Genomic DNA, 22,264 nt, shown 5'->3' with positions numbered 1-22,264 from the left:
AGTTTATAAACCCTCTTATCAAATGACAAAAAGAATAAGTGCTAAACATAAAATAGACAGAAGGTTAAAAATTAACCTATGGGGCAGACCTAAAAGTCCTTTTAATAAAAGAGATTATGGTCCTGGCCAGCATGGTCAAGGAAGAAAAGGAAAACCATCTGATTATGGAATTCAGCTACAAGCTAAGCAAAAATTAAAAGGTTACTACGGTAACATTAACGAAAGACAATTCAGAAATATTTACAAAAAAGCTACCATGTTAAAAGGGGATACTGGTGAAAATTTAATTGGATTACTTGAAAGAAGATTAGATTCAGTAGTTTATAGAGCAAGATTTTCAACAACGGTATTTTCAGCAAGACAACTTATTAACCATGGTCACGTAAGAGTTAATGGTAAAAAAGTTAATATTTCTAGCTATATGGTTAAAGAAGAAGATATAATTGAAATTAGAGACAAATCTAAACAGTTAGCTTTCATTGATATTGCTTTAGCAAACAAAGAAAGAGAAACTCCAGAATATATTCACCTAGATGAAAAGAATAAAAAAGTTACTTTTGTTAGAACACCTAAGTTTGACGAAGTTCCTTACCCGGTAGTAATGGAACCAAATCTAGTAATTGAATATTACTCTAGATAATAAATATCCATCTTTTAAAACAGTTTATCTAATTTTACTGTTAAAATTCCAATAAAATCGAAAAATAATCTAGAGTGTATTTTATATAAATTTATTATACATTTTGCTTATGAAAAAATTTTTTATGAAAGTTTAAATGCAACTTGCAAGATATTTAGATAAATTGTTCCAGAAAGATGGTTTTCTATTAATTGATGCAAATTCAAATAAATATATCATAGGTACACCAAAAAATAACAACCCAATTACAGTTAAGATTTTAGATAAGAATCTCCATTATAAATTATTTTTTCGTCCAGATTTATATTTTGGAGAAGCTTATTCTAATGGAGATATACAAATCGAAAATGGAAGTTTGACTGATTTTTTAGATATAGCGCTTATGAATATAGGAAGAGGCGAATTAAATATTTTTAGCATGCTGATAAATAAATTTTATGGTTCTTATAGATATTTAACAAACTTTAATTTTATAAAAAAATCTAAAATGAATGTTGCTCATCATTATGATCTTTCAGATGATTTATACAGTTTATTTTTGGATCCTAAAAAACAATACTCTTGTGGATATTTTAAAAATGAAAATGATACTCTAGAAGAAGCTCAAAATAATAAGATACAGCACATAATAAAAAAACTTAATATAAAGCCAAATCAAAAAGTTCTTGATATAGGTTGTGGCTGGGGATCTTTAGCTATAGATATTGCAAAAAGTACTAATTGTGAAGTTACTGGAATTACTCTATCTGAAAATCAGTTTAACTACTGTGTTAAAAAAGCAAAAGAGCTTAATTTAGAAAATCAAGTTACCTTTAAACTAATAGATTACCGTCAGTTAGATGAAAAATTTGATAGAATTGTAAGTGTTGGAATGTTTGAGCATGTGGGTAGAAAGTTTTATAAAAATTTTTTTAAGAAAATCGATAAGTTGCTTAATGATGATGGTATTTCTTTAGTACACACTATTGGTTCAGTTAACCCTCCTAGAGAGCCACATCCCTGGATAACTAAGTATATCTTTCCAGGTGGTTACACACCTAGTCTGAGTGAAGTAGTAACACCCATAGAGAAAGCTGGATTAATAGTATCTGATATAGAAGTTCTAAAATTGCATTATTCTCAAACCCTAAGACACTGGAAAGAAAATTGCATAAAAAACAAAATCCAAATAATCGATATGTTTGATGAAAAATTTTTTAGGATGTGGGAGTTTTATTTAGCTAGTTGTGAAAGTGCTTTTAAATGGGGAGACCAAGTTGTTTATCAATTCCAACTAACAAAAAACTATATCTCAACACCCACTACTAGAGATTATATTTATAAGTAATAAATTATTTCTTAAAATTAATTCCTTTATCTTCAAGTACTTTCTTGAGTTCACCGTTTTCATACATTTCTTTAAAGATGTCACAGCCACCAACAAATTCACCCTTGATGTAAACTTGTGGAATAGTAGGCCAGTCACTAAATTCTTTTATACCTTCTCTTAAAGCTTGAGATTCTAGAACGTTGATCCCTTTATAATTTACTTCTAAAATCTTTAACATGTTTGATGTAGCCATAGAAAATCCACACTGAGGAGCATCGGGCGTTCCTTTCATAAATAAACATACTTCGTTGGTATCTATATGACTTTGAATTAAATTTTTTGTGCTATCGTCCATTATTGCTCCTTTGTTTTAATTGCTAATGCGTGAAGTTCGTTACCCATTTTCCCTTTTAAAGAATTATATACCATCTTGTGTTGTTCAATTTTGCTTTTTCCAGAAAATTTACTTGAAGTAATTGTTGCTGAGTAGTGATTACTATCTCCTGCTAAGTCCTGAATTTCTATTATAGCATCTGGTAAAGCTTCTTTAATAAGTGTTTCAACTTCTTTTATATCCATTGCCATTTTAATTTTCCATATAGTTAGTTAGCCAATTTGTATGTGATTTAATCAAATCGTCAATTGATACTTTTGTCTTATCGTCAATTATTAAACAATCGTCATTTACCGATCCAAGTTCATCAAAATGTACTGAGTTTTCTTGAAGTATCTTAGTAGCACTTTCAAGATCAATTTTACTAATTTCAATAATGTATCTTCCTTGGTCTTCACCAAATAAGTATTCAAACTGATTAATTAAATAATTAGGCTTTTTAAGAGTAGCACCTTTTTTACCTTTAATACACATTTTAGAAAGAGCTGTGATTATACCTCCTAATGAGACATCGTGTGCAGATTTTATAAATTTTTTATCAATAAGTTTTAATATTGTTTCACCATTATTTTTTTCATTAAAAAGATTAATTTCAGGTGGAGGTCCATTTTTTTCGTTTAAAATATCTCTTGCAAATATGCTTTGATCTAGATGACCTTCAGTTTTACCCACAACTAAAAGTATATTATCTGCTTCTTTTAAATCCATCGTAACCATGTTTTGATAATCTTTAATTAAACCAATACCTCCAATTGCTGGTGTGGGCTTAATACCAATATCTTTAGTTTGATTGTAGAAAGAAACATTTCCAGACACTACTGGGAAATCTAAATAAGCACTTGCTTCACCTAATCCTTGAACACATTCAACAAACTCACCCATATTTTCTTCATTTTCAGGACTACCGAAATTTAAACAGTTAGTAATTGCGATTGGTTCTGCACCAACTGAAATTAAATTTCTCCAACTTTCACAAACAATTTGTTTTCCACCACTTAAAGGATGAGCCCAACAATATACAGCAGATGAATCTACAGATGCTGCAACAGCTTTATTAGTACCATGAACTCTAACGACACCTGCGTCTCCACCTGGTTTTTGAATAGTGTCACCCATGACAGTGTGATCATACTGTTGCCAAATCCATTCTTTACTGCATACATTTGGGTTGGATAATATTTTGCTTAAAACATTTTTTACTTTTAAAGTTTTAAATAGTTCTTTCTCAATTTTAATCTTTTTAGGTAGTTTAGCTTTTTTCCATTTTCGGTCATACATAGGTGAGTTTTCAACCAATGTATTAACAGGAATGTCTGCTACTTTTTCTTCATCAAAATAAAGTTCAATTTTTTTACTTTTTGTTGTTTTGCCAATTACTGCAAAATCTAAATTCCATTTATCAAATATTTTTTTAGCCATTTCTTCCTTGCCTTTTTCTAGAACAATAAGCATTCGCTCTTGGCTTTCTGATAACATAATTTCATAAGGAGTCATGCTTGCTTCTCTGCAAGGAACTTTGTTTAAATGGATTTCAATTCCTAAATTTCCTTTTGAAGCCATTTCAATACTTGAAGAGGTTAGACCTGCAGCGCCCATGTCTTGAATTGCTATTATTGAATCTCCTGCCATTAACTCTAAACATGCTTCTAATAATAATTTTTCTGTAAAGGGATCTCCAACTTGAACGGTTGGTTTTTTTTCTTCAATTTTATCATCAAATGAAGCTGACGCCATGCTAGCACCATGTATTCCATCACGACCTGTTTTTGATCCAACATAAATTACAGGTTTTCCTAAACCCGCAGCTTTTGAATAAAAAATCTTATCTTTTTTGACAAGACCTAGAGTCATGGCATTTACTAAAATATTACCATTATAAGACTCGTCAAAACTAGTTTGACCAGCAATTGTCGGTACCCCCATGCAATTACCATATCCACCTATCCCATGAACAACTCCACGCAATAAATTCTTAGTTTTTTTATGCTGAGGTGAGCCAAAATGAATTGAGTTCAAGTTAGCTATTGGTCTTGCACCCATTGTAAAGACATCTCTCATAATTCCACCAACACCAGTTGCTGCACCTTGGTACGGTTCAATAAATGAAGGGTGATTATGACTTTCGATTTTAAATACAATTGCATCATCGTCACCAATATCAATAACACCAGCATTTTCACCAGGCCCTTGAATTACATTTTTTCCTTTAGTGGGTAAGTTTTTAAGATGAAATCTTGAAGATTTATAAGAACAGTGCTCATTCCACATTGCTGAAAAAATTCCTAATTCTGTAATATTGGGAACTCTTTTTAATAAATCGCAGATTTTTTTATATTCGTCTTTTTTTAAACCATGATCAATTGCAAGTTGCTCGTTAACTATCATTATCTTAAATTATTAATTAAGTTTTTAAAAAATATTGAACCATCTTCACCTGATAAAGCAGGATCTATCATTCTTTCAGGATGAGGCATCATTCCTAAAACATTTTTTTGCCTGTTAAATACACCAGCTATATTTTGCAATGACCCGTTTGGATTAGATTGTTCATTAACATTCCCATTTTCATCTGAGTAAAATAAAGCTATTTGGTTATTATCATTAATTTCTTTAATTTGCTCATTAGAGCAAAAATAATTTCCCTCATTATGAGCTACATGAAACTCATAGACGTTTTTTTTACCATCTTTAAAATAAGAGTTGTCTTTATTGTTAGCTTTAACAAAAACATTTTTGCAAATAAATTCTAGATATTTATTTCTAAGTAGCACACCTGGCAACAAGCCAGATTCAACTAAAATTTGAAAACCATTACAGATCCCCATAACTTTACCACCACCCTGCGCAAAGTTTAGAACCGATTTCATAATTTTTGATTTTGAGGCCATACTTCCACACCTAAGATAATCCCCATATGAAAAACCACCTGGTAAAACTACTAGATCACTTTTTGGAAGCTCAACATCATCGTGCCAAACCATTTTATTTTTAAAGCCAAATTTTTTTAAAGCGACATCCATGTCTCTGTCACAATTAGATCCAGGAAAGGTTATTACAGATGAATGCATTATTTATTATTGTGATCCAATAATTTTAAAGTCTTCTATTACTAAATTTGCCAAAAGTTTTTCACACATTTCTTCTACTTTTGCTTCAGCTTTTTTTTTATCATTTTCTTTTGTATCAATTTCAAAAAATTTTCCTTGTCTTACTTCATTGATACCCTCAAATCCCATACCGTCTAAGGTTTGATGGATAACTTTACCCTGAGGATCTAAAACATCTTTCTTAAGGGTTATAACTACAGATATTTTCATATTATTTTCTTTTTTTAATTGATCTTAATTTTGTAACATTGACAGCACTTAAGTTTGATTGTTCATGCAATATACCAAGTCTTTTAGCAACCTCAGTGTAAGCTGGAATTAAATCACCTAAGTCTTTCCGAAATCTGTCTTTATCAAGCTTTTTATCAGTAATGCTATCCCACAATCTACAAGTGTCAGGGCTAATCTCATCAGCTAAAATAACCTCATTTTTCCCATTTTCTTTAAGTCTTCCAAACTCAAGTTTAAAATCAATTAGTTTAATTCCAACACCTCTAAACATTCCAATCATAAAATCATTAATTCTAAGGATCATTTTCTTAACTTTTTCTAATTCAGATTTTGTAGCCCAATCAAAAGCTAGAATATGCTCTTCTGCAATAAGTGGATCACCTAAATTATCATCTTTTAAACAATATTCTAATAGAGGCTGCTTTAAAACTGTTCCATCCTCAATGCCAAGTCTTTTAGTAATAGAACCTGTTGCAACATTACGAACAATAAACTCAATAGGAATAATCTCTACCAATTTAATAATTTGCTCTCTCATATTTAGTCTTTTAACTAAATGATTTTTAATCCCAATTTGAGTTAGGTTTGATAAAATATGCTCAGATATTCTATTATTTAAAACACCCTTACCTTCAATAGTTGATTTTTTTAAATTATTAAAAGCAGTTGCGTCATCTTTAAAATATTGGATGACTAAATTCTTGTCAGATGTTGCATAAATTATTTTAGCCTTACCTTCGTATAACTTTTTACCTTTTTTCATTATTTAAAAACTCTTCTAAAAATTAAATCTATATTTTTAAAATGCGATGAATAATCAAATATAGCCTTCAATCTTTTTGAGGAAATTTTAGCCATTATGAATTCATCATTTGAAATAACATCGAATAAATTTAGATTTTCTGCAAAACATTTTTTTGCATAGTTTTGGACCATTTTGTAAGATTGCTCTCTACTTAATCCTGATTTTGTTAACTCTAGCATTACTTCTTGTGAAAAAATTAAACCTTTAGTTATATTTAAATTTTCAACCATCTTTTTTGGATAGACAATCATTTTATCTAAAATATTACTAAGTCTAGCTAAAGCAAAATCTAAAGTTATGTTAGCATCTGGACCAATATTTCTTTCAACACTTGAGTGAGAAATATCTCTTTCATGCCATAGTGCAATATTTTCTAGGGCAGGGATAACCGCACTTCGAACCATTCTTGCAAGACCTGTTAAATTTTCACTTAGTATTGGATTTTTTTTATGAGGCATTGCAGACGAACCTTTTTGATCTTTTGAAAAAAATTCTTGTACTTCATAAACTTCAGTTCTTTGTAAATGTCTAATTTCAATTGCAACTCTTTCAACTGATCCTGCAATAATTCCAAGAATAGAAAAATAAAAAGCATGTCTATCTCTTGGTATTACTTGAGTTGATATAGGTTCAACTTTTAAGCCAAGTTTTTTTGCTACATGTTTTTCAACATTAGGATTAATATTTGCAAATGTTCCAACTGCGCCAGAAATTGCACATGTTGAAATTTCATCAATTGCATCAACTAATCTTTTTCTATTTCTCTTAAACTCCTCATAAAATGAAGCTAATTTTAAACCAAAAGTTATAGGTTCAGCATGAATTCCATGACTTCTACCCATACATGGTGTGTATTTGTATTTTTTGGCTCGTTTCTTCAAAACCTTTAGAATTTGATCAATATCACCAAGTAGAATTTTACCTGATTGAACTAATTGAATATTTAAACTCGTATCTAAAACGTCAGAAGACGTCATACCTTGATGAAGGTATCTTGCTTTAATTCCTGCTTTTTCAGTAACAGAGGTTAAAAATGCTATGACATCGTGTTTAACTTTACTCTCGATTTGATGAATTCTTTTGACATTTATTTTAGCTTTTTTTCTAACTACAGAAGCAACGCCTTTAGGGATTTGACCTAATTTTTCCATTGCTTCGGCTGCTGCAACCTCTACATCGAGCCAAATTTGGTATTTATTTTCTTCTGACCATATGTCAGTAAGCTGTTTTCTAGAATATCTTTCAATCATTAATTATAAGTAAGGGGGCTTAGAATAACCTTTAACAGATTTTGTAAAGATTTCATAACCATTTTCAGTAATACCTAACGTATGCTCAAATTGTGCTGATAAAGATTTGTCTTTGGTAACAGCTGTCCAGCCATCTTTTAGCATTTTTACATCCCACTCACCAGTATTTATCATAGGTTCAATTGTAAAGGTCATACCTGGTCTAAGCTCCATCCCTGTGTTTCTTCTTCCATAATGTAAAACATTTGGTGGTTCGTGAAATGTTGTGCTTATTCCGTGACCACAAAAATCTCTAACAACAGAATAACCTTTTTTTTCAACAAAAGATTGTATTTCATATCCAATGTCACCTAATTTTAATCCTGGCTTTAGTAAATCTATTGCTCTCATCATCGACTCATATGTAGCATCAATTAAGTTATTGACCTTAATAGAAGTTTTGCCAATACAGAACATTCTACTAGTGTCACCATAATGCTCATCAACTATAGCTGTCACGTCAACATTTAAGGCATCACCTTCAACTAAAACTCTGTCAGAGGGTATACCGTGACAGACAACATGGTTTAAAGATGTACATAATGATTTTACAAAACCTCTATAAAAAAGTGGAGCTGAGTATCCACCATTGTCTCTAATAAATTCATAACCTAATTGATCTATGTAGCCCGTTGTTACACCAGGCTTAATATAATCTGTAAGCATATCAAGGGTTTTAGCAGCTAAATTACCTGCTACTTTCATTTTTTTGAATTTTTCTAAATATTCGATCATGTCTAATGTTAAATATCTTGGTTATTAATTATTAAAATTTCTGATAGAACATTTACACCTATATCCTGATAATGAAAAAAAATAAATTAAATATTTTAGACTGCACTTTAAGAGATGGTGGATACTATAATAACTGGCATTTTGAAAAAGACCTAATTAATGAATATCTCAAAGTAATGGATATTATCAAGGTTGATTACGTAGAAATAGGGTTTAGATTTATAGATAAAGTTAAAACGAAAGGTCCCACCGCATATTCACAGGAAAAGTTTTTGAAAAGCTTAAAAATTCCTAAGAATCTAAAGATTGGTGTAATGGTAAATGCAGCAGATTTTATAAATCAGCACAATATAATAGATTTAGCAAAAGATAACTTTGTACCAAAAAAAAAATCAATAATTTCATTGGTAAGAATTGCCTGTCATTATTATGAGGTGAAACAAATTATACCATTGATAAATTGGCTTAAAAAATCTGGTTATAAGGTTGGTGTTAATATCATGCAAATACCAGAACTATCAATGAAAGAAATTAAAAATACAGTTTTGCAGGTCAAAAAATCAAAAGCAGAGGTTTTATATTTTGCAGATAGTTTGGGAAGTCTTAATGCCATCAAAACAAAAAAAATAATTAAAACTATCAAAAAAAACTGGAAAGATTCTACAGGAATTCACACTCATGATAATATGGGCAAAGCTTTAGAAAACTCAATTGAAGCAATCAAAAACTCTGTAAACTGGATTGATTGTACAGTCACAGGGATGGGTAGAGGCCCTGGGAATACTAAAACTGAATATTTAATCCTTGAATTAAAAAGAAAAAATGAAAAGAGTGAAAATCTTGTTCATTTATTAAACTTAATTAAGAATTATTTTGAACCCCTTAAAGAAAAATATAAATGGGGATCTAACCCATTTTACTATTTTGCAGGACTTAACTCTATACACCCTAGCTTTGTACAGGGTATGTTGAGTGATGATAGTTTTCAACCAGAAGATATTTATTCAAATCTCAATTATTTAAATACAGTGGGAGGAAAAAAATTTAGCAATGAACTTATTACTCTTGGAAAAAATTTTTATAAAGACGTTAAAAAAGGTAGCTGGAAACCAAATGAGTCACTTAAAGATAAAGATGTTCTTATAATAGGACCAGGTAAATCAACAGCATTACATAAGAAAAGAATAATTCGATTTATTGAAAAGTATAAACCTGCTGTATTTGTTTTAAATATAAATGAACAAATTCCAAAAAAATACATTAATGCACATATTGTTTGTCACCCTCTAAGATTACTATCAGATTTAGATAAACATAAAAAATTTAATAACTATTTAATAGCACCCTACTCAAGCTTCTCTAAAAATATTAAATCTAAAATTCATACAAAAAATATTTTAGATTTTGGCTTACAGGTAAAAAATAAAAGGTTTAAATTTGAAAATAACTATACTGTTTTACCTAATTCTTTAGCAATATCTTATGCTTTAGGTGTATGTACTAGTGGTGATGTAAAAAGAATCTTTTTAGCTGGACTTGATGGATATACAGAAAATAGTCCAAAAAAATTTGAGATGGATGAGTTATTTCAACGTTATAAATTAGAAAAAAAAGCAAAAAAAATATTTTCATTAACTCCAACAAATTATAAAATAAAAACTATTAGAAAAATTTAATGAAAGATTTTTTATTAGTAATACCAGCAAGATATAAATCAAAAAGATTACCTGGTAAGGCTTTACTAGATATAAATGGTATACCCATGATAATCAGAACATTTAATCAATGTAATAAAGCTGTACCTAGATCAAAAATTTTAGTTGCAACAGATGATAAGAAAATCCAAAAACTGTGTAATGAAAATAACATTAATACATTAATGACCTCAACAAAATGTTTAACTGGCACAGATAGAATTGCTGAGGTAGCAAGAAAAATTAAAAAAGATTTTTATATTAATGTTCAAGGTGACGAACCCATTTGCAATCCATCAGATATTATAAAGTTAATAGATAATGCAAAAAAATTTCCTAATGAAATTATTAATGGCTATACAGAAATTACAGATAAAAAATTATTTTTTTCACCTCACATTCCAAAAGTCGTTTTCAGAAAAGACGGTAGACTTCTATATCAGTCAAGAGCACCAATACCTTTTAATAAAAAAAAAGTTTTCATAAAAGCATGGAGGCAAGTTTGTATTTACTCATTTCCATATAATTCATTAAAAAATTTTTCATCATTAAAAAATAAAACTCCTATTGAAAAAATAGAAGATATAGAATTAATAAGATTTTTAGAAATGGGTATAGAAGTAAAAATGATTAAAATGTCAAATAAGTCAATTTCAATTGATACAAAAGAAGATTTAGTAAAAATAAGAAAACTACTAATAAAAAAAGCTTAAATAATACTAAGTAATTATTTTCAATTTTTTTACAATTTTAATTTCTTTTAGGTTTATTTTGCATTGATAAGCTAAAAAAATAACTCCAGCTTTTTTTGCAAGTAAATAATTTTCATAATATTCTTTGTCAATATCTTTTGCTATTTTAAAATTATCAACTCCTTGTATTTGAACTAAGAATAACAGATAGGATTTATAACCTTTTTTAATTGCCTCAATAAGAGTTTTTAAATGTTTTGAACCTCTAGTGGTAACTGCATCTGGGAATTCTGCAGTTTTTTCTTCTCTAAATAAAGTAACGTTTTTAACTTCTACAAATATTTTTTGTTTATTTTTTTCAATTAGAAAATCAAAACGTGTTTCTTTATCAAAAAATACCTCAGGCTTAATACTATCATTGTTTGAAACTTCTTTAATTAAATTATTTGAAAAACCATGGAAGGCAATTTTGTTTGCAAAATGGGTATTAACACCTATTAAATTTTTTTTAACTTTAATTATTTCAAGAGTATATTTTAACTTTCTTTTAGGGTCGTCATTTTTAGATACATAAACCTCATTTCCCTTATCCAATAAGCCCATCATGGATCCAGTATTAGGACAATGTGCTATAACAATTTCTTTACCAATTTCAACATCTGTAAAAAATCTCTTATAACGTTTGATAAGTTTGCCTTTTATTAAAGCTTTGGTAAATTCCATATTTAAATTATATATTTAATAATGAAGCAAAATACAAAATTTAATGCTGCGATACTTATTATTGGTAATGAAATCCTCTCTGGAAGAACACAAGATACCAATACTAACACAATTGCTCAATGGTTGAACTTAATTGGTGTAAAAGTTAACGAGGTTAGGGTTATTCCAGATATCGAAAATACAATTGTTGAGACTGTTAATCATTTAAGAAAGATTAATAACTATGTATTTACTACTGGCGGTATTGGCCCAACACATGATGATATTACCGCTCAATCTATTTCAAAAGCATTTAATCTTAAGTACGAAATGCACAAAGAAGCTTTTAAAATATTAGAAGCTTATTACAAAGTAGGTGAGTTTAACGAGGGTAGACAAAAAATGGTATGGATGCCACGTAATGCTAATCTAATATTAAATCCAACAAGTGGTGCACCAGGATTTAATATAGAAAATGTTTTTTGCTTACCAGGAGTTCCTTCAATCTTAAAATCAATGTTGGGAGGGTTGAAAAATAAGATAGTAGGGGGAGATCCAATATTAAGCCATACAATAAGTTTAAAAACTGTTGAAAGTGAAATTGCAAAATCTTTAACTAACGTCCAGGATGATAATAAGGATGTTGAAATTGGGAGTTACCCTTTTTTTCAAGCAGGCAAACTAGGCGTATCAATAGTAATACGATCTGAAAACCAGCTTAAAATTGATAAGTGTAGTTCTGAAATATTAGAGTTTGTTAATCAAAAAAAAATAGAAGTAGTAGCTAGATAGTTAAATGCTTTATTTCGCTTACGGGAGTAATCTAAATCATTTCCAAATGAAAAGAAGATGTAAAGACAGTGTTTTTTTAAAGAAAATCAATCTAACTAATTTTAAATTAACTTTTAGAAGTAAATATAGAGCTGCTGATATAGAGCCTAAAAAAAACTCAATTGTTCCGGGAGCTTTATTTGAAATATCTAAAAGTGATGAAAAGAAATTAGATGGCTATGAAGATTATCCAGTTTTATATAAAAAATATTATTTTACTTATTATGGCAATAAAATAATGACTTACACCATGACTAAAAAAACTTTATTTGCATATCCAACAGAGCGATATTTGAATGTTATAAAGAGAGGTTATAAAGATTGTAATTTAGACAATCATATTCTTAAAAATGCATTAAAATTTTAAATAAAATAAGAATATGAAAAACTAAGAAAAAAATGTTGTATTATAAATAAAATTTAGGTAACAATTAAATTATTGACGTCATTAACTATTAAAAGATTTAAGTAATTATGCTTACTCAAAAAACAAGAAACTTAAGGATGTTATTCTCAATAGAAGTTTCATGTTTTAAAAGTATATTTACATTTGTGGTACAGTGCATCAAAATTTAAATTTAAAAAAATATGTCAACGAGAAGACATTAGAAATTTATTTTGATAGGCTGTATAAAATTTGTAGAAGTATACTTGGTAAAGGATTTAGAGAGAGTCTTGATATCATAGGTGAAATAGTAGATTTAAATAAAAAAGAGGTTAAATCTGGTACAAAGGTTTTAGATTGGACAGTTCCAAATGAATGGAATATAAATGACGCTTATATAGTAACTCCATCAGGTAAAAAAATTGCTAAATTCAAAGATCACAATCTACATGTTGTTCAATATTCAGCACCAATTAACAAGATCTTAAGTCTAAAACAATTAAAAGAAAAAATTCACACAATTGAATCGTTGCCAAACGCAATACCATATGTTGCTAGTTATTATAAAAAAGATTGGGGGTTTTGTTTAAAATATAAAGATTTCAAAAAATTAAAAAAAGGAAATTATAAAGTATTTATTGATTCGGAGTTAAAGCCAGGAAAATTAGTATATTCTGACACTTTAATTAAAGGAAAAAGCAAAAAAGAAATTCTTATATCAACATATTTATGCCATCCTCAAATGGCCAATCATGAACTTTCAGGCCCATTGTTATGGTCTTCATTATATAAGATTCTTAAAGAAACAGGTCCCCATAAATATTCCTACAGGTTTTTAATTGTACCAGAAAACATTGGTTCTGCTACTTTTTTACATTATTCAAAAAAAAATATAAAAAATATTATTGCTGGATATATTATTAATTGTGTTGGAAATGGAACGGAATTTAATTATAAAAAATCTCGAATTGGTAATAGTATCTCAGATAAAGCTGCTTTAAATGTTTTAGAAAATTCAAAACGTAAATATAATATTATTGATTTTTATCCAGATGGAAGTGATGAAAGACAATTTTGTTCCCCAGGATTTAATTTGCCGATTGGATTATTGATGAGAAAAAGATCTGGTGGATTTAAAGAATACCACACATCATTAGATGATAAAAAGTTTATATCTTTTAAAACAATTATTGAAACTCTATCAGTGTATTATAAAATTTTATTAACGATAGAAAATGACTTTATTCCATTGGGAAAAGTTTTATATGGAACACCACAATTATCTAAAAGCAATATAAAATTATATAGTGAATTGATGAACTTTAGAACTAAAGGTAAAAGTTCTTCGGATGACTTTGTTTTACAAGTTATTAATTTAGCTGAAGGGAAAAAAAGCCTTATAGATATATGTAATGAAAAAAAATTCAGCTTAATAGAACAAATAAATACTATAAATAATTTGGTAAAATCAGGATATATAAGAAAAAAGAATTGATAAATTAAAATGAATAACCTGTCATAGTTGTGGATGATTTATATAGGGATCAATTAGATTAATTTAATACAAAACTTAGTTTGAAGTATAAAATAATTAATTCAACTAATAATGGGGCTTAAGTCAATATATTATAGGTTATTTTTTTTAGATAAAGTCTTGAGTTATAAATAAAAAGAGTTAAACAAATGAAAATAATATATGCCCTCGTGGTGAAATTGGTAGACACAACGGACTTAAAATCCGTGCCTTTTTGGAGTGCCAGTTCGAGTCTGGCCGAGGGCACCATTATATGAAAGCCAATGTCTTTCTAGTATTTGATAAAACTAAAGACTCTTTAAAAATCAAATCACTCCTAATAAAAAAAATTAATATTAGAAGTTTAAGAAAATCTAACATTATAATTGTTTTAGGTGGAGATGGTTTTATGCTTCAAACTTTAAAAAAATTACACAAATATAAAAAACCTTTTTATGGAATTAATTCTGGAAACTATGGTTTTTTGATGAATAAGTTTTCTAATAAAAACATTATTAAAAATTTGAATACCTCCAACAGTATAAAAATTTATCCTCTACAAATGACTGTTATTAATAAAAATAATCAAACAAAAAAATCAATAGCTATTAATGAGATTTCTATTTTAAGACAAAGTAAACAGGCATCATCAATTTCTATTACAGCTAATAAAAAAAATATTATTAAAAACCTTATCTCTGATGGGGTGTTAGTTTCAACACCAGCAGGAAGTACAGCTTATAATTTATCAGCACATGGACCAATTCTAAATTTAGATTCAAGAAAATTAGCAGTTACACCTATTAGTCCTTTTAGACCTAGACGATGGAAGGGTACAGTAGTTAGCGATAAATCTAAAATTTTAATAAAAAATTTGGATACAAATAAAAGACCCATAAGTGCTGTTGCAGATAATTTTGAGGTGAGAAATGCAAAGACAATTAAAATTCAAGCTAATAAGCAAATTAGCTTTGAATTATTGTATGATAAAAATAATAGTCTTCATAAAAAAATAAAGATAGAACAAACACGAAAAGAAACATCAAATAACTAATCAATCTATATAAATAGGAAACAAAAAAAAACGGAAGAAAATTCTTTGTAAAAAATAAACCTAAACTATTATTGATATATATAATTTTTTTTAACTATGATCAAATTACTATATACAGTTTTAAAATAATTAAGTATTAATTACAGTTATGAATGAAATTTTGATTATAATTAAAGAATTAATAAATAATGATTCAATCAGTATTGATGAGAACACCTCATTAATTGGAGAAGATAGTCCCCTTGATTCTATGAATATAGTTAACCTTTGTCTACGATTAGAAGATTTAGCAAAAACGCAAGGATTTGATTTTGACTGGTCAGGAGAAACTATGTCTAAATCAAAAAGTATGTTTAGATCTGTTACCTTTCTTTCTGAAGAATTTTTAAAACAAAAAAAATCAAAAACGAAAAATTTATAATGTATGTCGTTTCTGGTGCTAGTAGAGGTATTGGAAAATATATCTTTGATGAATTAAAGTCTAAAAAAATTAATGCGATTGGTCTTGCTACAAAGTCTGATCTTGATAAGAACATATTAGAATGTGATATCAGTAATTTTGCCTCCATTAAATTAGCTCACGATATTATTAAAAAAAAGCATGATAAAATTTATGCTTTGATAAATGTTGCTGGTATTGCTTCAATGAATTTGGCAATTGCTATGCCAGAAGATATTACAAGAAAAATTATAAATACAAACCTACTTGGTACAATATTTTTAAATCAAATATTTTCACCAATGTTAATTAGAAATAAAACAGGAAGAATAATTAATTTTTCTACTGTTGCAGTCAAGTTGGCAATAAAAGGTGAATCAGTTTACACTGCATCGAAAGCTGGAGTTGAATCTTATAGTAGGACATTAGCCAAAGAACTCTCTAGTTTTAATATTACTGTAAACTGCATAGCACCAGGGCCTATAAAAACAGATTTAACAGCTGGTGTTACTGACAAACAATTAGAAAACATTATTAGTCAACAAATCATCCAAAAACAACTACATCCATCTGATGTAATGGACCAAGTTGAGTTATTACTTTCAGAAAAAGCAAAGAATATAACAGGTGAAGTCATTGCCATTGGTGGAGTTTGATGTTATTTTTTAATTCATAAAAATTCTATGAGTTTTGATTACACTTTAGATAAATCTCCATTTGTTAATTCATACTTCTATGAAAATTTAAAAAAAATATATGGTATAAATGAATTTACTAAATATTCTGACAAACTTTCTAGCGAAGGGTATTGTATTGTTGATCTTAATGTAGATCCAAAATTAATTGATGAAGCTAATGATGATATCAATAATGCTATTAATAAAAATAGTTATAAAAAGAATTCTGATGCATATCATTACAACGAAAACCCAAGAATAGTAGAAGGATGGAAATTTAGTAAGGCCATTAAAAATTTGGCTACAAACAGTAAGTTAATTTCTTTATTACAATACTGTTATCAAAGTAAACCAATACCATTTTCTACAATTAATTTTATAAAAGGCACCGAACAACCTCTACATAGTGATGAATTTCACTTCGGTTCATTACCACATGGGTACACAACTGGTGTTTGGATAGCACTAGAAGATATTCATAAAGATAGCGGGCCACTTTCAATTGCAAAAAAATCACATAAGTTACCCTTATTTAGTTTTGAAAAAATAGGTCTTTCAATTCCAAAAAGTGAGAAAGAATTTAAAAAATTTTATACCATTTATGAGGAGTGGGTTAGAGAAATGATTAAAACTAATGATCTTGAAGTGATTGCACCTTTGCTTAAAAAAGGACAATGCTTAATATGGAGTTCTAATTTACTTCATGGGGCATATGAAATAAAGAATAAGAACCTATCGAGGAAAAGTTTAGTTGTCCACTTTCATTATGAAAAATGCGAGAAAATTTTTTTTCCTAGTCATAGTAACATTGAAAAAGGAAAATTAATTGAAAGAAATCTTAAAGATTTAGGTTTTACAAATTAATAGATAATAATTATTGTATAATTACCAAAATTAATTTTATGGATATTTTTAAAAATATTGAAATTAGAAGATCTAATAATAATCCATTATTAATAGATAAAAAAAAAATTGTTTATTTGTCAGATATTATTAAATCTGAGCGTAGTTTTTTAAAGAATATTCGCTCTGGAGATGTTGTTATATTAATAGGTGACTATGATGAACTATCAATCTCTACATTTTTATATTTAATAAATATTAAAGCTATAATTGCTCCACTTACAAAGGCTAATATTACAGATATTAAGCGTAATATTGAAACGACTAAAGCAGATTACATTATTGAGCAATATAAAGTAACAAAATTAAGAAAAAAAAGTACCTCAAATAATTTAATTGAAGATCTAAAAAAAAAAGAAATCCTGGTTTAATTTTTTTTTCTACAGGAACAACTGGTAAGCCCAAAGCTATTCTACATGACACGACTCTACTGTTTAAAAGATTTGAAACATCAAGGCCTGCTTTAAAAGCAATCAACTTTCTAATGTTTGATCATATGGGTGGAATAAATACTTTACTTCATATAATTTTTAATGGGGGCACTATCATTAACCCTGAAAAACGAAATCCAAAATATATATTAGAACTAATAAGTAAATACAGTATTGAATTACTTCCCACAACTCCAACATTTTTACGAATGCTTTTGATGAGTGGCATGATACCAAAAGATGTTCCTCAATGTCTAAAAATTATCACTTATGGTTCAGAACAAATGGACGAGGTAACACTTCAAACCTTATCCAATTTACTACCAAGTATCGATTTTAGGCAAACTTACGGTCTCACGGAATTTTCTGTTCTTAGAGTAAAAAGCAAATCAAAAAATAGCTTATTTTTTAAAATAGGTGGAGAAGGATTAGAAACAAAAATAATAGAAAATACCCTTCATATAAAAAGTAAATTTAGAATGATGGGTTATTTAAATGCGCCAGACCCTTTTGATCAAGATGGTTGGTATAACACCAAAGATATAGTAGAACATGATGGAGAATATATTAAGATAGTTGGTAGGGACACAGATATTGTTAATGTAGGCGGGCTAAAATTTATGTTATCTGAAGTAGAAAGTGTAGCCTTTAAGTTTCCTAAAGTTTTCAATGTAAAAAGTATTGCTAAATCAAATCCAATTACAGGTCAACATGTTGAAATATTAATTGAGATGATCGAAAAAACAGATAAAGATTTACTTAACCTTCAATTGTACTTCAAAGAAAATCTACCAAGTCATATGAGACCTCAAAAAATTAAAATTGGACAAATTAAAGTGAATCATCGATTCAAAAAAATTAATTGATTATATACTCTAATGATTGTTGATAAAAATTTCAAAACTGTAGTAGAGATGTTTAAATCTCAATTAAATCAAAATAGTACATACGGCGCTGCTTTTGCAGTTTATAAAAATGGAAAAGCCCTTATTGATATCTATGGTGGATACCAAAACAAAAATATTTTGTGGAATAAAAATACTATTGTAAATGTTCACTCGACTGGTAAAGGAATAGTTCTTATGTGTATCTCTATGCTAATTGATAAAGGCATTCTAAATATAAATGAGTACGTCCATAATTATTGGCCCGAATTTAGACAAGAAGATAAACAAAAAATTAAAGTTAGACATTTACTTCAGCATCAAAGTGGCCTTTATGGTTGGAGGAAAAAAATGAAAGTATCAGACCTGCTTAATAGCAACTATTGTAGCAAACTGATTGCTGAACAAGAAGCTTTTCATAATCCTAGTGAGGAAACATGTTATCACGCAATGACTATAGGATATATTATTAACAAATTATTTGAAAATTTGACTAATATGACTGTGGGTAAATACATCAAAAATAATTTAGTTAGAAATTCAAATATTAATTGTTTTATAGGAACACCAAAAAACGTATTTAACAACATAGCAAAAACAATAAAAATAAAATCTCTTAAAGAAAAAAAACCAAAAAATAATGATATCTATCATAAAAGAGCTTTTCAAAATCCTGAAGTAAATATCAGTGATACTAATAAAAAAAAGTGGATAGCTGCAGAAATACCAGCATTAAATTGTCACAGTAATGCTTCCTCGTTAGCTAGACTATATGATAAATTTAATGTTAGAGGGAAAGTAATTTCTTATAAGACATTTAAAAAAATCACTAAAATAGAAAATTATGGTATGGATTATGTTTTGAGAATGCCAATAAAATGGAGTTCCATAGGGTATATAATTGATGGGGGAAGATTATTTGGAAATAGTAAAAAATCTTATGGACATACAGGCTCTGGAGGATCACTTGCTTTTTCAGATCCTGATATGAATATCAGTGTAGCATATACACCAAACTATCTCTTAGAGAGTAATTTAAATGATGACAGAGCAATAAAGTTAATAGAGCAGGTATATAAAAATTTATAATTAATTTAAATAATGAATAAAATTAATAAAACAATATTATCAACTAATCATTTTTATCTTAAAGAGTTAACTGAAGAACATATCAATGATAATTATTTAAATTGGCTTAAAGACAAGGATATAACAAATTTTTTTGCAACCACATTTAAAGATTATACTTTAGAGGATCTAATGAATTATTATAAATCATTCTATAAAAATGATTCAAAATACTTATTTGGTGTTTTTACAAAAATTGATCATATTCATATTGGGAACACCTCCGTAAGTGCAATTAATAAAACACATGAAACTTGTACATGGGGTTATTTAATTGGAAATAAGAATTATTGGGGAATGAGTGCTGGTATAGATACAATTCACCTTACATTAAAATTTTGTTTTGATATATTAAATATAAGAAAAGTATTCGGTACCATATATTCAAATCATGTTTCAGCACAATTTAATTTACTAAAATGTGGATTTAAGGAAGAAGCAACTCTAACCGAAAAATTTAGACATGAAGATAAGCTTGTGGATGAATTGATTTATTCTATGACAAGAGAAAAGTGGAAAAAAATAAAAATTAATATTAATCTGGATTAAATATGGTGCCCCCGCACGGAGTCGAACCGCGGACCTATTGATTACAAATCAATTGCTCGCGCAGCGCTGCTCGCTGGGATTGCTTACTTAATTCACATATAAGATTGGATAAACCAAATCCCACCGCACTATGACCGCAACATAGGAGAAAAAATGGCGACAATCTTAAAGAAGTTTGGTAAATGGCAAGTATCAATTCGAAGATCATTTCACAAACCATTATACAAAACATTTATAATAAAACAGGATGCTCAACGTTGGGGGAGAGAGACAGAACGTTTGATCGAGATTGGACAATATCAAGATTTGTCCGAAGCAAACAAGACTACGCTGAAACAATTACTTGAACGTTATGAAAGAGAAGTTTCACCAAAGAAACGAACCAAAGCAGATCATCAATATATAAAAAATATCATGAAGCATGATTTTGTTAATAAGGTTTTAGCCCATATATCTAGTTCTGATATTGCATCATTTAGAGATGAACGTTTAAAAACTATCAGTGGTAGTTCTGTCAATAGAGAGCTCTCAATCATTTCTGATTGTATAAAAAAAGCGACAACTGAATGGTCTTGTTTTATTAATGAAAATCCTGTTAAGGCTGGTTTAAGGTGTGAAGAAAACCCTAGACGTGTAAGAAGATTGGAACCAGGAGAATATGAAAAGTTAATGACCAGCTGTAAAAGTAATAGAGCCTTCTGGGGCCCCATAATAGACTTTGCAATTCATACAGCGATGAGACGTGGAGAGTTGTTGGAGATTACTTGGGATATGGTCCACCTAGATAAGAAATATATAACTCTACCAGAAGAGATAACTAAATCTAAACGAATTAGAAATGTTCCACTCCAACCAAGATCATTAGAGATATTAAGGTCTATTCCTAGAAGTTTAAATGGCAAAGTTTTTCCTATTGGAATAAAGAATTTTGAGCGTTCTTGGACAGCTATATGTAGAAGGTCTGCTGTTAAAGGTTTAAGATTTCATGATCTTAAACGAGAGGCTATTTCTAGGTTATTTGAAAAGGGATTATCTGTATCAGAGGTTCAGTTGTTTTGTGGTAATTCACTATCAAGTTTATCAGTTTACACTCAACACAATTCAACAACGTTAGCGGATAAGTTGGCTCTCTAATTCTTACTATACGTACTTGAGACTTTGAGACTTAATATATTATTATATGTCTCATCATTTCACACATATATAAAAAAGACTGACAAGACTTTCCTAAATGAAAAGAGGCCGTTCAAGTCACGGTCTTTTCATAGTTGAAGTCCGCTGCCCCCGACCCACTGTACGGAATGTACGATGAATTAATTGTTGGTAGCGGCTCGTTAATGAATCATGATCATTGTTTTTTATTTTCTATGTTCTATTAAAGTTCTAGTGAAATAATTTGACGTACAGATTCATCGTGATGTATAATAGTTATGTTATCCTTGAAAAAGATAACTCGAGATTAATTTTAAAAGTTATTTAAATCTGACACAGTCAAAAACTTTTAGGCAGTAGTAGCAAGTCTTCATACCTGGACAAAGTTCAATTAATAGTCGGACAATTAATATTATTAATCTACTGTTATTGAAGTCTGTTCCAAGACGTTATATATTCCATTTAGATTAGTAATATTCAAATTAACGAACCCGTTGATTGTGTCCGCAATTGGCGGGTTTTTTATTTCTTGAAAGGAAATATTTGAATATGAAAATAACAATCAAAAAAGAAATAGAGAATATCTATTCTCTATTTAACACGACACCTAAACTTAACGTAAAGTCAAATTTAAGACATACGATAGATAAGGTTCAAACTAAGAAACAATGCGCCTTCTGTAATAGATCCGCTGCCGACGTTCAATCATCTTTAGTCAAT

At 28.8% G+C, this 22,264-nt stretch carries 25 protein-coding genes and 1 tRNA gene; 17 read left to right on the top strand and 9 right to left on the bottom strand.

The window, feature by feature from the left end:
* The first annotated feature begins 22 nt into the window (after positions 1 to 22).
* Positions 23 to 640 carry a 30S ribosomal protein S4 gene (gene rpsD / locus AC5YGC_RS04175; protein WP_415277731.1) on the top strand — a complete coding sequence of 206 codons (618 nt, stop codon included), beginning with the start codon at positions 23 to 25 and terminating at the stop codon, positions 638 to 640.
* Between the two features lie 136 nt (positions 641 to 776).
* Positions 777 to 1,967 (top strand): class I SAM-dependent methyltransferase, encoded by a 1,191-nt coding sequence (locus AC5YGC_RS04170; RefSeq protein WP_496139006.1) that lies wholly within the window; start codon positions 777 to 779, stop codon positions 1,965 to 1,967.
* Positions 1,968 to 1,971: 4 nt separating this feature from the next.
* Here AC5YGC_RS04170 and grxD read toward each other — a convergent pair whose 3' ends face one another.
* Genes grxD through map form a run of 8 tightly spaced genes read right to left on the bottom strand, consistent with a single transcriptional unit; the run spans position 1,972 to position 8,510 of the window.
* On the bottom strand, positions 1,972 to 2,304 hold the full coding sequence (grxD, locus tag AC5YGC_RS04165; RefSeq protein ID WP_415277729.1) for a Grx4 family monothiol glutaredoxin: 333 nt from the start codon (positions 2,302 to 2,304) through the stop codon (positions 1,972 to 1,974).
* A complete protein-coding gene (locus AC5YGC_RS04160; protein ID WP_168606144.1) occupies positions 2,304 to 2,534 on the bottom strand; it encodes a BolA/IbaG family iron-sulfur metabolism protein in 231 nt (76 codons plus the stop codon). Before AC5YGC_RS04160 ends, grxD begins: the two co-directional genes overlap by 1 nt.
* A gap of 1 nt (position 2,535) precedes the next feature.
* The gene (purL, locus tag AC5YGC_RS04155) at positions 2,536 to 4,728 is read right to left on the bottom strand and encodes a phosphoribosylformylglycinamidine synthase subunit PurL (protein WP_496139005.1); all 2,193 of its coding nucleotides are present in this window, start codon (positions 4,726 to 4,728) and stop codon (positions 2,536 to 2,538) included.
* Positions 4,728 to 5,411, bottom strand: a complete 684-nt coding sequence (gene purQ, locus AC5YGC_RS04150) for a phosphoribosylformylglycinamidine synthase I (RefSeq protein ID WP_496139004.1) — start codon at positions 5,409 to 5,411, stop codon at positions 4,728 to 4,730. Before purQ ends, purL begins: the two co-directional genes overlap by 1 nt.
* Positions 5,412 to 5,417: 6 nt before the next feature.
* Positions 5,418 to 5,660, bottom strand: coding sequence for a phosphoribosylformylglycinamidine synthase subunit PurS (purS, locus tag AC5YGC_RS04145; RefSeq protein WP_496139003.1), 243 nt, complete (start codon positions 5,658 to 5,660; stop codon positions 5,418 to 5,420).
* Between the two features lies 1 nt (position 5,661).
* On the bottom strand, positions 5,662 to 6,444 hold the full coding sequence (gene purC / locus AC5YGC_RS04140; protein WP_415285169.1) for a phosphoribosylaminoimidazolesuccinocarboxamide synthase: 783 nt from the start codon (positions 6,442 to 6,444) through the stop codon (positions 5,662 to 5,664).
* Entirely contained in the window at positions 6,444 to 7,736 is a 1,293-nt protein-coding gene (gene purB / locus AC5YGC_RS04135) for an adenylosuccinate lyase (RefSeq protein ID WP_496139002.1), read from the bottom strand. The genes purC and purB overlap by 1 nt, the downstream gene beginning before the upstream one ends.
* A gap of 3 nt (positions 7,737 to 7,739) precedes the next feature.
* Positions 7,740 to 8,510 carry a type I methionyl aminopeptidase gene (gene map, locus AC5YGC_RS04130; protein ID WP_496139001.1) on the bottom strand — a complete coding sequence of 257 codons (771 nt, stop codon included), beginning with the start codon at positions 8,508 to 8,510 and terminating at the stop codon, positions 7,740 to 7,742.
* 71 nt (positions 8,511 to 8,581) lie between these two features.
* Here map and AC5YGC_RS04125 point away from each other — a divergent pair, with 71 nt between their 5' ends.
* Both AC5YGC_RS04125 and kdsB read left to right on the top strand, forming a co-directional pair.
* Entirely contained in the window at positions 8,582 to 10,186 is a 1,605-nt protein-coding gene (locus AC5YGC_RS04125) for a hydroxymethylglutaryl-CoA lyase-like TIM-barrel protein (RefSeq protein WP_496139000.1), read from the top strand.
* Entirely contained in the window at positions 10,186 to 10,917 is a 732-nt protein-coding gene (gene kdsB, locus AC5YGC_RS04120; RefSeq protein WP_496138999.1) for a 3-deoxy-manno-octulosonate cytidylyltransferase, read from the top strand. Before AC5YGC_RS04125 ends, kdsB begins: the two co-directional genes overlap by 1 nt.
* Positions 10,918 to 10,923: 6 nt before the next feature.
* Here the strand turns inward: kdsB and sfsA are convergent, their stop codons facing one another.
* Positions 10,924 to 11,619 carry a DNA/RNA nuclease SfsA gene (sfsA, locus tag AC5YGC_RS04115; protein WP_496138998.1) on the bottom strand — a complete coding sequence of 232 codons (696 nt, stop codon included), beginning with the start codon at positions 11,617 to 11,619 and terminating at the stop codon, positions 10,924 to 10,926.
* 21 nt (positions 11,620 to 11,640) lie between these two features.
* On the opposite strand from sfsA, the gene AC5YGC_RS04110 reads away from it, so the two are divergent.
* The 13 genes from AC5YGC_RS04110 (at position 11,641) to AC5YGC_RS04050 (ending at position 21,526) form a co-directional block, all read left to right on the top strand.
* Positions 11,641 to 12,390, top strand: coding sequence for a molybdopterin-binding protein (locus tag AC5YGC_RS04110; RefSeq protein ID WP_496138997.1), 750 nt, complete (start codon positions 11,641 to 11,643; stop codon positions 12,388 to 12,390).
* A 4-nt stretch (positions 12,391 to 12,394) separates the two neighbouring features.
* The gene (locus tag AC5YGC_RS04105; RefSeq protein ID WP_496138996.1) at positions 12,395 to 12,796 is read left to right on the top strand and encodes a gamma-glutamylcyclotransferase; all 402 of its coding nucleotides are present in this window, start codon (positions 12,395 to 12,397) and stop codon (positions 12,794 to 12,796) included.
* Between the two features lie 193 nt (positions 12,797 to 12,989).
* Positions 12,990 to 14,309 (top strand): DUF4910 domain-containing protein, encoded by a 1,320-nt coding sequence (locus AC5YGC_RS04100; RefSeq protein ID WP_496138995.1) that lies wholly within the window; start codon positions 12,990 to 12,992, stop codon positions 14,307 to 14,309.
* Between the two features lie 203 nt (positions 14,310 to 14,512).
* Positions 14,513 to 14,597: transfer RNA gene (locus tag AC5YGC_RS04095), tRNA-Leu, on the top strand.
* 4 nt (positions 14,598 to 14,601) lie between these two features.
* On the top strand, positions 14,602 to 15,381 hold the full coding sequence (locus AC5YGC_RS04090) for an NAD kinase (protein WP_496138994.1): 780 nt from the start codon (positions 14,602 to 14,604) through the stop codon (positions 15,379 to 15,381).
* 148 nt (positions 15,382 to 15,529) lie between these two features.
* On the top strand, positions 15,530 to 15,802 hold the full coding sequence (locus tag AC5YGC_RS04085) for an acyl carrier protein (protein ID WP_496138993.1): 273 nt from the start codon (positions 15,530 to 15,532) through the stop codon (positions 15,800 to 15,802).
* A complete protein-coding gene (locus tag AC5YGC_RS04080; RefSeq protein ID WP_496138992.1) occupies positions 15,802 to 16,476 on the top strand; it encodes an SDR family oxidoreductase in 675 nt (224 codons plus the stop codon). Before AC5YGC_RS04085 ends, AC5YGC_RS04080 begins: the two co-directional genes overlap by 1 nt.
* A 27-nt stretch (positions 16,477 to 16,503) precedes the next feature.
* Positions 16,504 to 17,361: a phytanoyl-CoA dioxygenase family protein gene (locus AC5YGC_RS04075; protein WP_496138991.1), complete on the top strand. Its 858-nt coding sequence runs from the start codon at positions 16,504 to 16,506 to the stop codon at positions 17,359 to 17,361.
* Between the two features lie 38 nt (positions 17,362 to 17,399).
* Positions 17,400 to 17,771, top strand: coding sequence for a hypothetical protein (locus AC5YGC_RS04070; protein ID WP_502313995.1), 372 nt, complete (start codon positions 17,400 to 17,402; stop codon positions 17,769 to 17,771).
* On the top strand, positions 17,771 to 18,697 hold the full coding sequence (locus AC5YGC_RS04065; RefSeq protein ID WP_496140310.1) for an AMP-binding protein: 927 nt from the start codon (positions 17,771 to 17,773) through the stop codon (positions 18,695 to 18,697). The genes AC5YGC_RS04070 and AC5YGC_RS04065 overlap by 1 nt, the downstream gene beginning before the upstream one ends.
* 12 nt (positions 18,698 to 18,709) lie before the next feature.
* Positions 18,710 to 19,804, top strand: coding sequence for a serine hydrolase (locus tag AC5YGC_RS04060; protein ID WP_496138989.1), 1,095 nt, complete (start codon positions 18,710 to 18,712; stop codon positions 19,802 to 19,804).
* A 12-nt stretch (positions 19,805 to 19,816) separates the two neighbouring features.
* Complete coding sequence (locus AC5YGC_RS04055; protein ID WP_496138988.1) at positions 19,817 to 20,392, top strand: GNAT family N-acetyltransferase; 576 nt, start codon at positions 19,817 to 19,819, stop codon at positions 20,390 to 20,392.
* Between the two features lie 153 nt (positions 20,393 to 20,545).
* Positions 20,546 to 21,526 carry a tyrosine-type recombinase/integrase gene (locus tag AC5YGC_RS04050; RefSeq protein ID WP_496138987.1) on the top strand — a complete coding sequence of 327 codons (981 nt, stop codon included), beginning with the start codon at positions 20,546 to 20,548 and terminating at the stop codon, positions 21,524 to 21,526.
* Positions 21,527 to 22,264: the final 738 nt, after the last annotated feature.

Source organism: Candidatus Pelagibacter sp. uisw_138 (genome assembly GCF_059512485.2).
Note: the sequence above shows the minus strand (reverse complement) of the source record. Positions and strands in the feature narration are given on the sequence as shown.